This is a genomic window from Burkholderia sp. Bp9140, from assembly GCF_003853425.1.
Lineage (GTDB): Bacteria > Pseudomonadota > Gammaproteobacteria > Burkholderiales > Burkholderiaceae > Burkholderia.
In genome coordinates, this window is the sequence record NZ_QTPQ01000005.1 from 213,528 (window position 1) to 227,112 (window position 13,585).

A 13,585-nucleotide genomic window follows, 5' to 3' on the forward strand; every position below is an offset into this window, starting at 1 on the left:
TTCTCCATCAATTCATGGCGGCGTTCGGCGCCTGCGCGCCGTTGCGCCGCGTGACGCCGGCCAGTCCCAGCACGAACAGCGCCGAGCACAGCACCGGCACCGCGGCCGCATGGAACAGCGCGCCGTTGGTCCAGTTGAGCGCAATCAGTTGTCCGCCGACGAGCGGCCCGAGCACCGAGCCGATCCGGCCGATGCCGAGGCTCCAGCCGATGCCGGTCGAGCGCAGCGACGTCGGGTAATACTGGCCCGCGAGCGCGTTCACGGCTGGCTGCCCGCCGACCACGCAGAAGCCGCCCGCGAACACGACGAGCAGCAGCCACGGCAGCGCATGCGCGACCGAGCCGATCAGTCCGACCGAGACGGCCGCGCAGGCGAAGCACGCGAACAGCACACGCACGAAGCCGTGGCGTTCGATGAACCAGCCGAGCGACAGCGTGCCGACCACGCCGCCCGTCTGCAGCACCGTGCCGACGATCACTGCCGTGCCCGGCGCATAACCCGCATCGCGCATCACGGTCGGCAGCCAGTTCGACAGGAAGTACAGATCGATCAGGTTCATGAAGCTGATGGCCCACAGCAGCAGCGTGACCGGCCGGCGGCCATCGCGGAACAGCTCGGCGACCGGCGCGCCGCTCGCCGCGCGCTCGCGCACGACGACGCGCGTGCTCGCATCGATGCCGGCCTGCGGCGCGAAGCGCGCGAGCCACGCGCGTGCCTGCGCGTCGCGCCCTTTCAGCACCAGGAACTGCAGCGACTCCGGCAGGCGCGCAAACATCGCGAGCGTCAGCACCAGCGGCACCGCGCCGCCGACGAAGAACACCGAGCGCCAGCCGAGCGCCGGAATCAGCGCGGCGCTGATGAAGCCGCCGATCGCGGCGCCGAGCGTGAAGCCGCACGACACGATCATCATCCGCTTCACGCGATGCGCGGCCGGGCTGAACTCGCCGACCAGCGCCATCGCGTTCGGCATGATGCAGCCGAGGCCCAGGCCCGTGACGAAGCGCAGCGCCATCAGCACCGGGATCGAGCCCGCGAACGGGGTCGCGAGCATCGTCACCGCGAAAAACAGCGTCGCGCCGATCAGCACCGGGCGCCGCCCGATCCGGTCGGCCAGCACCGACAGCCCGAGCGCGCCGAGCAGCATCCCGAACAGGCTCGCGCTGAACACGGGCCCAAGCGCCTGCTTCGGCACGCCCCATTCGGCGATCACGCTGGGCGCGACATAACCCATCGCCTGCACGTCGAAGCCGTCGATCACGAGGCACAGCCCGCACAGCACGAGCAGCATCCAGTGAAAGGCCGGGCGATGGGTCTCGTCGATCACGCGCTCGACTTCGAGCACGCGCGCGTCGGCCGGCGCCGCGCTCATTGCGCAACCTCGGCGGCCGGATGCACGGGCGGGCTCACGCCCTGGCGCGCGAGCGCCATCGCTTCGCGCAGCACGTCGGCGTCGCCGATCTGGTTCGCGAGCAGCAGGATCAGCTTCGCGTTGACGAGCTGGCTGTCGGCGTCCGACAGGTCGCGATGCATGTCGATCAGCGCTTCGTAGAACGCGTCCGGGTCGGCCAGGCGCGGGCGGGTGTCGAGTCGGGGCATGACGGGTGTCTCCGGTGTCGTTGTCGTGTCCAATGCGATGGTCAGCGTGCGCAGGTCGCGCGCGCCAGTGCGTCGGCGATCGCCTGGCGATCGAGCGTGCGCATCCGTGCGCACACGTGCTGGTCGGGGCGCAGCAGGTAGAACGTGCCGGGCTTCGCGTCGTAGCGCTGCGCGGCGAAACCGTCGACGTCCTCCACGACGTCGACACCGGCCACCGGTTGCGCCTGCCCGGCCGGCACGACCAGCACGGGCCGCACCGGCAGCGCGAGGCCGTCGAGCGCCTGCACGAGCGCGGCCGCGTCTCCCGGCAGCCCGAACAGCACGCCCGCGAAGCCGTCGCCCAGATGCCGCAGCAGCCAGCCCGACGCGCCCTGCGCGCGCACCGGCGCATCGGCTGCCGCGGCACCCGCGCGCATCGCGCACGCGAACGCGTCGCCGTTGCGGTCCGGCGTGTTCAGCGGCGAATCGGCCAGCACGGCCGGCACCGACAGGCGGCCGCTGTTCACGAGCTTGCGCGCGAACTCACAGTCGCGCGCGAGCTTCAGCGTCGCGTCGCGGAACACGCGCGACACCGCGCTCTTCGGCGTGATGAAGTCGGTCGAGCGCGTCGAATTGCGGATGTTCTCGTCGGCCGCGAACTCGCGCTCGCTCGCATAGGTGTCGAGCAGGCGGTCGTCCGCGCGGCCGTCGAGCACGAGCTTCAGCTTCCACGCGAGGTTGTCCGCGTCCTGCACGCCGCTGTTCGCGCCGCGCGCGCCGAACGGCGACACGCCGTGCGCGGAATCGCCGGCGAACAGCACGCGGCCGTGCCGGAACGTATCCATCCGCTGGCAGCGGAACGTATAGACGCTCACCCATTCCAGTTCGAACTCGACGTCCGCCCCGAGCAGCGCGCGTACGCGCGGGATCACGCGCTCCGGCTGCTTCTCGGCGACCGGATCGGCGTCCCAGCCAAGCTGGAAGTCGATCCGCCACACGTTGTCGGGCTGGCGGTGCAGCAGCACCGACTGGTTGCGGTGAAACGGCGGATCGAACCAGAACCAGCGCTCGGTCGGGAATTCCGCCTTCATCTTCACGTCGGCGATCAGGAAGCGGTCCTTGAACGTACGGCCGCGGCTCTCGAGGCCCATCGCCGCGCGCATCGGGCTGCGCGAGCCGTCGGCCGCGATCACGTACTGCGCGCGCAGCGTCTCGATGCCTTCCGGCGTCTCGACGGTCAGCGCCGCGTGGTCCGCCGACTGCGCGACGCCCGTCACCTTGTGCTTCCAGCGAATCTCCAGATTCGGCAGCTCGAACGCGCGCTCGGCCAGATAGCCTTCGACGTAGTACTGCTGCAGGTTGATGAACGCGGGGCGCGCATGCCCCTCCTCCGGCAGCAGGTCGAACGCATACAGCTGTTCGTCCTGCAGGAACACCTTGCCGACGTGCCAGCTCACCCCCTTGTCGACGAAGCGCTCGCCGCAGCCGAGCCGGTCGAAGATCTCGAGCGTGCGCTTCGCGAAGCAGATCGCACGCGAGCCCGTCGACAGCGTGTCGTCGTCGTCGAGCAGCATGACCGGCACGCCTTGCTGCGCCAGGTCGATCGCGGCCGACAGGCCCACCGGGCCTGCACCGACGACGATCACCGGGTGGATGGCCGTGTCGTCTTCGGCGGCGCGCGCCGCGCGCGGCCGGTAGTCGAACTTCAGCGTCTGGTAATCGATGCTCATGGTCGCCATCCGCTCCTCAGCCCTGCCGTGCGCACGCCGGCGCGCGACCCGTCGTTCCGCCCACGCCCGTTGCCCGCCGCTGTCGCGGCCCGCCCTGCTCAGCCCACTTCCTGTCACCCGCCACGTCTCGCTCCTTGCTTCCTGTTGATTCGATTCGGGACACGACGCCGCTCCGGGCGCCCGAACGCCGCTTTTCTTGATCGGCGACACATCCTTGGATTTACGAATAGTAAAACCAATTACGAATAGTGAAATCAACGTAAACCCTAGCCATCGTCTCGGGGATGGGATAACCATATGAGCGAAACGCCAAGCCGAGCCGGGCGCGCGCTGCTAATATCGAGACATGAGGCGGCCCTTTCGGCCGCCATTTTTCCTTCCCACGCCGATGATTCCGCCCAACATTCCCGAGCTGGTCGTCCGTGCCGGGCAACTGCCGTATCTGCGGGAACACCTTGCGCTCGCCGAGGGCGGCACCGCGTGCGCACATCTGCCGGAGCGCACGCTCGCGAGCGCCTACGAACCCATCTACGACGTGACGATGCCCGGCGCACCGCAGTCGACGTCGTTCGCGGACGCGATCGAGCGCTACGGCGACGAGCTCGGCTTCCAGGCCGTCACGCTGGTCACGGGCGCCCCGCACGACCCGGTCGACTCGGCCGTCGACGACCAGGCGCTCGTCGCGATCGACCGGCTGTCGCGCGCGCTGCACGCGATCAACTTCTTCGGCGCGCAACGCCACGGGCTGCTGTTCCTGCGCGTGCACGAGCGGCTGCTCAAGAGCGTGAAGTACGACCACGGGAAGCATTTCTCGTCGGTGCTGCAGCGTTTCGGGCTGCCGACCGAGCGGATCGTGATCGAGCTGCCGGCGGTCGCGGTCGCGCACAAGACCTTCCTCGGCTACCTGACGCGCAGCTACCAGCATCACGGCTTCAAGGTCGCGGACAAGCTGCCCGACCCGGGCCGGATCCTCGCGGTCGAATCGGAGATGGCGCGGCCCGACTACATCAAGATCGATGCGGGCATCGCGCTGCGCGACGGGATGGTGAAGGCGCTGGTCGCGTATGCGCAGCGCGTGAGGATTCCGCTGATTTTCGACGGCGTCGTCGACGAGACGCAGTGCGAGCTGCTGCGCCAGCACGACGTGCGGTTCATGCAGGGGCCGGTGTTCGCGAAGGTCGTCACGGCCTGAGCCGGGCGCGTGACTGACAGGCGCGCCGGACGGCGGATTGCGATGTCGTATTGCTGCAGGAATCGGGGGTCAGCGTGCCTCGTCACCCGATGCCGGCCGGTTCCTGGTCCGCTCGCGCGGCAAGATCGAACGCGCCTGCTCGCGGATTCGCTGGCGGCGCATCGACGCCGATGGCCGCCTACGCTCGTCCACCGTCGTCGTATTTCGGCAGATCGTCGTCGATCTCGATGCCCGGGAAACGGGCCCCGTACCAGACGTGCCACGCGGCACGCAGCCGCGACGGCTCGTCAAGCGTCGCATAGTTGATTTCCACGGTCGTCGGCGCATCGGCCAGCCGGTACTCGAGCTGCGCGCCGCAGCGGCCGCAGAAGCGCCGCTCGCCCCATGCGCTCGACGCATAGACCGTCGGCTCGCCCTGCAGGTACTCGAATGCGTCGATCGGCACCGATGCCGACGCGACCACCGCCGCGCCCGTCGTGCGCTGGCAGAGCCGGCAATGGCAAAAGCCTGCGTCAGCCGGAATGCCGGCGATCCGGTAGCGGATCGAACCGCATGCGCAACCGCCTTCCATCGTTTCCGGGTGTGGCATCGCGAACCTCGTCATGTCGGGAAGCCGGGCAACGATGATGAGCGCGGTTTGCGCGCGGTGCAACCGGCGGCCGCGCGCTTTCCCCGTTCCGGAGAACCGGCGACGCGCGTGCTCGCGGCGTCCGTCTCAGACCGTCTGCCCGAGCCGCTGCGCGAGCGCCTTCAGCTTCGGCCCGACCTGCGTGCGGAACACCTGCTCGTCCATCGACGACGCAGGCCCGCTGCAGCTCAGGATCAGCCAGCGCCCCTCGCGCGGCTCGCGAAACGGCACGGCCGCCGCGTTCACGTCCATGTGCCATGCGCGGAACGAATAGCAGCATCCGCCCGCGGAGAATTCGGCCACCGCATCCTGCGCGGCCGCGACGAGCGCATCCGCGTCGGCCGCGCCGCCCGCCGTCCGGTGCAGATCCGCATAGAGCGCGCGGCGCACGTCCTCCGGCTGCACGGCCAGGTACGCGCGCCCCATCGAGCTCGTCAGCATCGACAGCCGCGAGCCGGGCGCAAGCCCGAGCGTCAGCGCGGTTTCGCTGCGGATCGTCTCCAGGTAGATCATGTCGAGCCCGTCGCGGCAGCCGAGCGACACGGCCGCGCCGATCTCGCGCGCGAGCGCCTGCATGTGCGGCCGCGCGAGGTCGAGCGTCCCCGAGCCGGACAGCAGCGCGTAGCCGAGCGACAGCACGCCGGCGTCGAGCGCATACTTTCCGAGCGTCTCGTCGTAGCGCAGGTAGCCGAGCACGGTCAGCGTATAGGCGAGCCGGTTCACCGTCGCCTTCGGCAGCCCGGTGCGCTCCGCGAAGTCGCGATTGCCGAGCATCGTCTCGCCGGGCCGGAATGCGCGCAGCAGGTCGAGCCCGCGCGCGAGCGCAACGACGAACTTGCGTTCGTCGATCGTGGTTTCGTCGATGGTTGAAAGCGTCATCTGATGCTACACTGGGTTCGATTTGCAAAACATTGTTCCGCACAGCGGAACTTCAGTCAAGCGAACTTTAGACATCGGCCCAGGCGACGAAGCCGCCGGCACGGGACTCGACAGACAGGAGATGACACGATGGGCGCCGCAACTTTTCATTGGGACGATCCGCTGCTGCTCGACCAGCAACTGACCGAAGAAGAGCGGATGGTGCGCGATGCCGCGCACGCATACGCGCAGGACAAGCTCGCGCCGCGCGTCACCGAGGCGTTCCGCCATGAACGCACCGACGCCGAGATCTTCCGCGAGATGGGTGAAGTCGGACTGCTCGGCCCGACGATTCCGGAAGAATACGGCGGCCCCGGCCTCAGTTACGTGAACTACGGCCTGATTGCGCGCGAGGTCGAGCGCGTCGACTCCGGCTACCGCTCGATGATGTCCGTGCAGTCGTCGCTCGTGATGGTGCCGATCTTCGAATTCGGCTCCGATGCGCAGAAGCAGAAATACCTGCCGAAGCTCGCAACCGGCGAATGGATCGGCTGCTTCGGGCTGACCGAGCCGAACCACGGCTCCGACCCGGGCAGCATGGTCACGCGCGCGAAGAAGGTACCCGGCGGCTATTCGCTGTCCGGCGCGAAGATGTGGATCACGAACTCGCCGATCGCCGACGTGTTCGTCGTGTGGGCGAAGCTGGAAGAAAACGGCCAGGACGCGATCCGCGGCTTCATTCTCGAGAAGGGCTGGAAGGGCCTGTCGGCGCCCGCGATCCACGGCAAGGTCGGGCTGCGCGCGTCGATCACCGGCGAAATCGTCCTCGACGAGGTGTTCGTGCCCGAAGAGAACCTGATGCCGAACGTGAGCGGCCTGCGCGGCCCGTTCACGTGCCTGAACTCGGCGCGCTACGGGATCGCCTGGGGCGCGCTGGGCGCGGCCGAGTCCTGCTGGCACACCGCGCGCCAGTACGTGCTCGATCGCAAGCAGTTCGGCCGCCCGCTCGCCGCGAACCAGCTGATCCAGAAGAAGCTCGCCGACATGCAGACCGAGATCACGCTCGGCCTGCAGGGCGTGCTGCGTCTCGGCCGGATGAAGGACGAAGGCACGGCGGCCGTCGAGATCACGTCGATCATGAAACGCAACTCGTGCGGCAAGGCGCTCGATATCGCGCGGCTCGCGCGCGACATGCTCGGCGGCAACGGCATCTCGGACGAATTCGGCGTCGCGCGCCACCTCGTGAACCTCGAAGTGGTCAACACCTACGAAGGCACGCACGACATCCACGCGCTGATCCTCGGCCGCGCGCAGACGGGCATCCAGGCATTCTTCTGATCATTCGCGTGCGATACGCGGCGCGCTTCGCGTCGCATCGTCGCCGCCGAAACGACACGGCCCGCCCGGCATCGCTGCCGGGCGGGCCGTTTTTCATCGGCGCGCGCGTTCGTCACGCGCCGCCGATGCGTCAGCCGCTGCTTACTTGTTCGGCTGCGGCGTGAGGCGCAGGTACGGACGCACCGCGTTGAAGCCCTTCGGGAAGCGCTTCTTCAGTTCTTCCGGATCCTGCAGCGACGGCACGATCACGACGTCGTCGCCGTCCTTCCAGTTGCCGGGCGTCGCGACCTTGTAGTTGTCGGTCAGTTGCAGCGAGTCGATCACGCGCAGCACTTCGTCGAAGTTGCGCCCGGTGCTGGCCGGATAGGTGATGGTGAGCCGCACCTTCTTGTTCGGGTCGATCACGAACAGCGAGCGGACCGTCAGCGTTTCGTTCGCGTTCGGGTGGATCATGTCATACAGTTGCGAAACCTTGCGGTCCGCGTCGGCGATGATCGGGAAACCGACGACCGTCGACTGCGTTTCGTTGATGTCGTTGATCCAGCCCTGGTGCGATTCGACGCCGTCGACCGACAGCGCGATCACCTTCACGTTGCGTTTCTCGAACTCGCCCTTCAGCTTCGAGGTCAGCCCGAGCTCGGTCGTGCACACCGGCGTGTAGTCGGCCGGGTGCGAAAACAGGACACCCCAGCTGTCGCCCAGCCACTCGTGAAACTTGATGGGGCCCAGGCTCGATTCCTGCTCGAAATCCGGTGCGATGTCGCCAAGACGCAGACTCATGATGTTCCCTCCTCGAACGATGCTGGTTGAAACCGCGCGCTGGGTGGCGCGGGAAAGTCCATCAGCTTACGGGAAGCAATGGGCCGTGCGAACGATTATTCCGTTTGATATTCATACTTTTTTGTCATTTTTACCCGGTGTCGGGGCAGGACGGACGGCCACGGTGGAAACTTTTCGCACGGTTTGCGGCTCTGTTGATGATTACGAGTCGATTACGAGTCGTTTACCATGCGATCTTGCGCCGCCGCCGTGTGTCGTCCCGGCTCGCCAGCAGGCAGGGGTTTCGCTACGATGTGAACCTGCAGCATGACAGCATGAAGGGAGTTGCAATGTCGGAAATCAACAAGGAGAAACTGATGTCGGATATCAAAACCGTTCTCGCGGACGCCGAGGATCTGCTCAAGCAAGCGGCGAGCAGCACGGGCGACCGTGCGGCCGAGTTGCGCGAGAAAGCCATGTCGCGCCTGAAGCAGGCCAAGGAAAAGGCAACCGACGTCCAGGTCGTGGTGGTCGAGAAAGGCAAGAAGGCCGCGCGCGCGACCGACGACTACGTGCACGAGCATCCGTGGACGTCGATCGGCGTCGCCGCCGGCGTCGGCGTGCTGATCGGCCTGCTGGTCAACCGCAAGTAGCGCGCTCGGCGCCGTTCCTCCCCATGTGCCGCCCGGTGCGGCGCATGGGTGCCGAAGCCGGCCGGCGGTTCGCCGCCGGCCGGCTTCGACCTAGCCGCTCACTGCGCGCGCAAGCGCCTCATCCATGACGACAGACACCCACCCGCAGCCGTCCGGCCAGGGACCGCTGCGCCGCCTCGTCGGCTCCGCGATCGGCCTCCTGCAGACGCGCCTCGAACTCGTCGGCATCGAACTCGCCGAGGAGAAGGAACGCCTGATGGGCGTGCTGTTCCTCGGGCTCGCGGCCATGATGCTCGCGACGATGGCGCTGATCAGCCTGACCGTGCTCGTCGCGATCGCGTTCTGGGACACCTATCGCTGGCAGTCGCTCGCGGCCATCACCGCGCTGTACGCGATCGCCGGCATCGTATGCGCGCTGAAGGCGCGCTCGGGCCTGCGCGAAGCGCCGACCGTGTTCGAGACCACGCTCGCCGAGCTCGAGAAAGACCGCGAAATTTTCCGCGGCAAGTCGTGAACGCAGTCGCGTTCGCCCCTCTCACCTACTTCGCCGACGCGCCATGAGCCAGAACGTCACGGGCAATTCACCCCGCCCCCATCCGTCGCGATCGAACTGGAGCGCATCGCAGCATCGCGCGCTCCGCAAGGAATTGCTGATCCTGCGATCCGAGGTCGAGCGGCTCGAGCTTGCCGAAGCCGCCGCCGAAATGCGCCACGCGGTCACGCGCTTCAGTTGGCTCAAGGTGTTCATCCCCGGGCTGTCGGGCAGCAAGTTCAGCCAGTCCGCCAGGAACCTGAACGCGAGCCTCGGCCAACTCGTCAACCAGTATCCGATGTTGAGTTCGCTCGCGTCGCTCGTGCTGGCGAAACCCGTTCGCTCGCTGCTGCGCGCGAGCGCGGGCCCCGCGCTGAAGTGGGGCACCGTCGGCTTCGCCGCATGGGAGGTCTACCGGATCTGGAAACAGTCGCGCGACGAACGCGAAACTGCCGCGAACGACGACTGACACGTGATGACAGACGCGCACGGCCCCGGGCCGTTGCGCGTTTTTCGTGGGCTTTCCGTGCGTTGCCGGCGTGATCAACGCGCGGCCCAGCATGTCCGCTGCCGTGCATCGGTCTCTCCGTCACGCGATCCCGCATTGCCCTTCGTCCCGTCCGAACGCAGCGTGAATGCGCCGCATGCGTCGTCGCGCATCGGCCCTGCATCGAGCGGGCTCGCAACGAGTTCATAGACGACTGGCGCATCGTCGCCAACCGATCGCTGCAGCGCCACGCGATAGACGGCCGGCCCGTCCGGCGGCGCCCGCGCATAGGCGTCCGGCAACGTCCGCGGCAGCGGGCCGTCGAGCATTTCGAGATACTGGGCCGCGCGATACAGCGCGGCAACCGCGGACGTGCGATGCATGCGGGCGACATGCTCGCGATACGACGGGATGCCCCACCCGGCCAGTACGGCGACGATCGCGAGTACGATCATCAGCTCGAGCAACGTGAACGCCGCCGATCGATGCATCAGTACAGGCCCGTTCATCGATGCACCGCCGCGACGCGACGCCAGCGCTGCGCAACGATGCGTCCGTCGCGCAGCGCGACCTGGCTCTGCAGCCAGACCACGCTCGACGCATGGCCGCCGACGCCACGCGCGGTGACGAGGTAAGCACGACTACCTTGCGGACCGACGCCTCGCCACGCCTCGATCAGGCAACGGGGCGGCTGCGCCGCCATCGGCCACGAGGCGAACGGGGCGAATGCCTCGGCGGCGCCCAGCGCAGGCGTACGTCGCCATGCATCCGGTTCGGCGGGCGATGCGGATTCGTCCACGTACGGCGCCCCGCCGCGAAGCAGTCGTCCGGTGCAGGCCGCCAGTGCCGCATCGGCCGCGTGGAATGCAATCAGCCGGTCCGACAACGCACGCGTGCGGCGCGATTCCGTCAGGGCGGATTCGAACCATGTGCCGGTCAGCGCCGCGACCGCCGCACCGACGGCGATCACCGCAGGCAGTGCAAGGCCGGCGTCGCGACGCCAGCCGCGGCTGGCCGATGGAAAACACGTTACTCCGCGGCTCGGCATGATGCCCCCGCCGAGCGCTGCGTGCCGCGAGACGCCACGGCACGCCGCCGCGCACGTCCTGCCGCGATTCGCATCGTGGGCGCAACGAAGCGCCGGTTTGCGTGGATCATCGGAACGCCTCACGGACGTTCGCCGCATCGCGAACGGGATCGACGGTTGCAGGCTCGGCGTTTCGCAACGCGACGATTCGATGCAGCACCAGATGCGCGCGACCGTCCCGCGCAACGGCGGTGCGACCATCACAATCGACATGACGCGCTGGCTCATGCATCGGTTCGCCGCGGGCTCGCACGCACACATGTACGGCGACGACATCGCGCCAGTCGTCGGCCTCCATCGCGAGCGCGTCGACGAACTGCGTGCCTGCACGACGCAGATAACGCACGCGCAACTGGTCGATCCCGGACACGACGGGTTGCGGCGTACCGGGGCGCCCGCTTCCCTCGCAGTACAGCTCGGGCTCGCCCGTCGACGGACTGACATGCGCGTCGAACCGGTTTTCCACGAGCGGCCGCTCACCGGGGGGGCCGACACCCTGCCCGAGACAATCCGACACCTGGGCGCTGATCGTCGGCCACGTCGACACGGCGTCGCCGACATACCGGACCAGCACCGCATCCGATGCTGCGCGCACGGCTTCGCAGCGCACCTGTGTGCCATCGCCTCGCACGCGCCCCGCGGAACAGCCGAACACCGGCGGCAACGACGACGCACCTTCGACATCGAGCGGGCGAAACCCGGCCATCTGGATCTGCTGGCCGATCAGCATCAATGCGGTCGCGGCCGCGTCGCGCATCCGGAACCCGTCTTCCGCGCGCCGCTGCGCGACGCGCTGGGCGTGATACAGCGCACCGGCGGCGGCAAGCACGAGCAGACCGACGGTCATCGCGATCAGCACTTCGAGCAGCGTATGCGCGCGGATGCGGCGATCAGCGGTCATCGGCATTGGCATTGGCCTCGGCCTCCTGAAACGGAATCCGCACGCACGACGGCGGCTTCAACGTTGCCGCGGCGCCTTCGCATCGCGTCGACGCCGCCGCGTCGGCGTCGCGCCAGCCGACCATCACGTAGCGGATACCGCCCGGCCCGCCGTCGAGCGTCATCGTGCCGCCGGGCAACGACGCGGCCGCGAGCGCCGCGATGCCATCGCCAGCGTCTGCGCCGGCGTGCCGGCGCTCGATGCGTGCGTCGGCCAGCCACAGCGCGCGTTCACGCCAGATCGTCGCCCGCTGCGCGCGCGTCATCGCGAGTTGGCTGCCGGCCACGGCCAGCATCACGGCCGCGAGCAGCGCGAGGGCCAGCACCGCTTCGAGCAGCGACGTGCCGTGCATCAACCTGCGCGCGCGCATCATGCCGCGTCGCAACGACCGGCGACGACGCGCGCCCGGCCGCCCGCCGCGATCCGGACGCAACGCGACACGCGTGCGTCGTCGCCGGACAACGCGCGCTGCGGACGCAATTCGAAACGCCTGATCCCGCCGATCACCTGGCCCGCCGGCGGCGCGAACGCCAGATCGTGCGCGGCGCCCGCGACAGCGATGTCGACATCGCTCGGATAGCGCCGCAGCACGCGCGACCGCCCGTCGAACTGCCCGCTGACGATCCAGCCGCACGACCATTCCGCCGGGTCGCACCGCTCGCCGGAACGCACGCAGTCGCCGTCGCGCCCGGCCCTGCACAGCGTGACGCGCACGCCGAGACGCGCCGCCTCGGTGCGCGCGAACGACAGCGCACCGAGCAGCGCGCGAGAGCGGGCATCCACGCGTTCGCGCATGCGCCACTGATCGAATGCAGGGGCTGCGTAAAGTCCGATCGCGGCCGCCAGCGCGATCGCCACCATCAACTCGACGAGCGTGAAGCCGCCGCAGCATCGCATGCTTTTTTCAACGGCCTGCCGGTGCAGTCCCATCGCCATCGCCCTCCGTCAACGTGATGCGACGACTGTAGCGACGCGAGCGAACACGCGCCATTGGCCGAACGGCCGACTGGCGACATGCGATCGCGGCCGACACAATCGGCACGAACCGAACCCACGGAGAAGACGATGAACGAACGCAGCGCGTCAGCGCTTACGCGGAGGCTTGGAGGGGGACGCGCGACGGAACTCTTCGATCACGTCGGCAAATTCGGAAACGTCCTCGAACCGGCGGTAAACCGATGCGAAACGGACATAGGCAATCGTATCGAGACCGCGCAACTCGTTCATCACGAGTTCGCCGAGCTTCTCGCTACGCACTTCACGCTCGCCGGTCGCGAGCAGTTGATATTCGATGCGGGCAACCGCCGCGTCGATCGCGTCAGCCGCAACCGGGCGCTTGCGCAGCGCGAGTTGCATGCTGGCGACGATCTTGCGGCGGTCGAATTCCGTGCGGCTGCCGTCCTTCTTCACGACGGCCGGCAGATTCAGCTCGACCCGCTCGTACGTCGTGAAGCGCTTGTCGCAAGCCGAGCAGCGACGGCGCCGACGAATCGCGGCGCCATCTTCGGACACGCGCGAGTCGACGACCTGCGTGTCTTCATGCCGGCAGAACGGGCAGCGCATGCTGGATCAGCGATAGACCGGGAAACGCTTGGTCAGCTCGGCCACTTGCGCGCGCACACGCTCGATCGTCGCCGCATCTTCCGGCGCTTCCAGCACGTCGGCAATCAGGTTGCCGACCTGTTCGGCTTCCGCCGCGCCAAAACCGCGCGTCGTCATCGCCGGCGAACCCAGGCGGATGCCGCTCGTCACGAACGGCTTTTCCGGATCGTTCGGGATCGCGTTCTTGTTCACCGTGATGTGCGC

At 68.1% G+C, this 13,585-nt stretch carries 17 protein-coding genes and 1 pseudogene; 5 read left to right on the top strand and 13 right to left on the bottom strand.

Annotation, left to right across the window (positions count from 1 at the left end; all coding sequences use genetic code 11):
* Positions 1-7 precede the first annotated feature (7 nt).
* From DIE21_RS06760 to DIE21_RS06770, 3 genes are read right to left on the bottom strand one after another with little or no spacing between them, the layout of a single operon-like run.
* The gene (locus DIE21_RS06760; protein ID WP_124496954.1) at positions 8-1,369 is read right to left on the bottom strand and encodes an MFS transporter; all 1,362 of its coding nucleotides are present in this window, start codon (positions 1,367-1,369) and stop codon (positions 8-10) included.
* Positions 1,366-1,596 carry a DUF2783 domain-containing protein gene (locus DIE21_RS06765; RefSeq protein ID WP_124496955.1) on the bottom strand — a complete coding sequence of 77 codons (231 nt, stop codon included), beginning with the start codon at positions 1,594-1,596 and terminating at the stop codon, positions 1,366-1,368. Before DIE21_RS06765 ends, DIE21_RS06760 begins: the two co-directional genes overlap by 4 nt.
* Positions 1,597-1,637: 41 nt before the next feature.
* Positions 1,638-3,314, bottom strand: a complete 1,677-nt coding sequence (locus DIE21_RS06770) for an FAD-dependent oxidoreductase (RefSeq protein ID WP_124496956.1) — start codon at positions 3,312-3,314, stop codon at positions 1,638-1,640.
* 379 nt (positions 3,315-3,693) lie between these two features.
* Here DIE21_RS06770 and DIE21_RS06780 point away from each other — a divergent pair, with 379 nt between their 5' ends.
* Positions 3,694-4,497, top strand: coding sequence for an EAL domain-containing protein (locus DIE21_RS06780; RefSeq protein WP_124496957.1), 804 nt, complete (start codon positions 3,694-3,696; stop codon positions 4,495-4,497).
* Positions 4,498-4,675: 178 nt separating this feature from the next.
* On the opposite strand, the gene DIE21_RS06785 is transcribed toward DIE21_RS06780, so the two are convergent.
* Together DIE21_RS06785 and DIE21_RS06790 are read right to left on the bottom strand one after the other, a co-directional pair.
* Positions 4,676-5,086 carry a GFA family protein gene (locus DIE21_RS06785; protein ID WP_124496958.1) on the bottom strand — a complete coding sequence of 137 codons (411 nt, stop codon included), beginning with the start codon at positions 5,084-5,086 and terminating at the stop codon, positions 4,676-4,678.
* A 126-nt stretch (positions 5,087-5,212) separates the two neighbouring features.
* Positions 5,213-6,004 carry an IclR family transcriptional regulator gene (locus DIE21_RS06790; RefSeq protein ID WP_124496959.1) on the bottom strand — a complete coding sequence of 264 codons (792 nt, stop codon included), beginning with the start codon at positions 6,002-6,004 and terminating at the stop codon, positions 5,213-5,215.
* A 129-nt stretch (positions 6,005-6,133) separates the two neighbouring features.
* Here DIE21_RS06790 and DIE21_RS06795 point away from each other — a divergent pair, with 129 nt between their 5' ends.
* On the top strand, positions 6,134-7,321 hold the full coding sequence (locus DIE21_RS06795; protein WP_124496960.1) for an acyl-CoA dehydrogenase: 1,188 nt from the start codon (positions 6,134-6,136) through the stop codon (positions 7,319-7,321).
* A gap of 141 nt (positions 7,322-7,462) precedes the next feature.
* On the opposite strand, the gene DIE21_RS06800 is transcribed toward DIE21_RS06795, so the two are convergent.
* Entirely contained in the window at positions 7,463-8,101 is a 639-nt protein-coding gene (locus tag DIE21_RS06800) for a peroxiredoxin (protein ID WP_124496961.1), read from the bottom strand.
* Positions 8,102-8,430: 329 nt separating this feature from the next.
* Here DIE21_RS06800 and DIE21_RS06805 point away from each other — a divergent pair, with 329 nt between their 5' ends.
* From DIE21_RS06805 to DIE21_RS06815, 3 genes are all read left to right on the top strand, one after another.
* The gene (locus DIE21_RS06805) at positions 8,431-8,733 is read left to right on the top strand and encodes a YqjD family protein (protein ID WP_124496970.1); all 303 of its coding nucleotides are present in this window, start codon (positions 8,431-8,433) and stop codon (positions 8,731-8,733) included.
* Positions 8,734-8,857: 124 nt separating this feature from the next.
* Positions 8,858-9,247, top strand: a complete 390-nt coding sequence (locus DIE21_RS06810; protein ID WP_124496962.1) for a phage holin family protein — start codon at positions 8,858-8,860, stop codon at positions 9,245-9,247.
* Positions 9,248-9,290: 43 nt separating this feature from the next.
* Positions 9,291-9,734 (top strand): DUF3318 domain-containing protein, encoded by a 444-nt coding sequence (locus DIE21_RS06815; protein ID WP_124496963.1) that lies wholly within the window; start codon positions 9,291-9,293, stop codon positions 9,732-9,734.
* Between the two features lie 74 nt (positions 9,735-9,808).
* Here the strand turns inward: DIE21_RS06815 and DIE21_RS06820 are convergent, their stop codons facing one another.
* The 7 genes and pseudogenes from DIE21_RS06820 to glyA form a co-directional block, all read right to left on the bottom strand.
* Complete coding sequence (locus tag DIE21_RS06820; RefSeq protein WP_124496964.1) at positions 9,809-10,261, bottom strand: type IV pilin protein; 453 nt, start codon at positions 10,259-10,261, stop codon at positions 9,809-9,811.
* Positions 10,258-10,719 (bottom strand): pilus assembly protein, encoded by a 462-nt coding sequence (locus tag DIE21_RS06825; RefSeq protein WP_124496971.1) that lies wholly within the window; start codon positions 10,717-10,719, stop codon positions 10,258-10,260. Before DIE21_RS06825 ends, DIE21_RS06820 begins: the two co-directional genes overlap by 4 nt.
* A gap of 187 nt (positions 10,720-10,906) precedes the next feature.
* Entirely contained in the window at positions 10,907-11,746 is an 840-nt protein-coding gene (locus DIE21_RS06830; RefSeq protein ID WP_124496965.1) for a PilW family protein, read from the bottom strand.
* The gene (locus DIE21_RS06835; protein ID WP_124496966.1) at positions 11,730-12,152 is read right to left on the bottom strand and encodes a hypothetical protein; all 423 of its coding nucleotides are present in this window, start codon (positions 12,150-12,152) and stop codon (positions 11,730-11,732) included. Before DIE21_RS06835 ends, DIE21_RS06830 begins: the two co-directional genes overlap by 17 nt.
* Complete coding sequence (locus tag DIE21_RS06840) at positions 12,149-12,709, bottom strand: GspH/FimT family pseudopilin (RefSeq protein ID WP_124496972.1); 561 nt, start codon at positions 12,707-12,709, stop codon at positions 12,149-12,151. Before DIE21_RS06840 ends, DIE21_RS06835 begins: the two co-directional genes overlap by 4 nt.
* Positions 12,710-12,862: 153 nt before the next feature.
* On the bottom strand, positions 12,863-13,342 hold the full coding sequence (gene nrdR, locus DIE21_RS06845) for a transcriptional regulator NrdR (RefSeq protein WP_006760615.1): 480 nt from the start codon (positions 13,340-13,342) through the stop codon (positions 12,863-12,865).
* 6 nt (positions 13,343-13,348) lie between these two features.
* Positions 13,349-13,585: pseudogene (gene glyA, locus DIE21_RS06850) on the bottom strand (serine hydroxymethyltransferase); the annotation flags it as partial.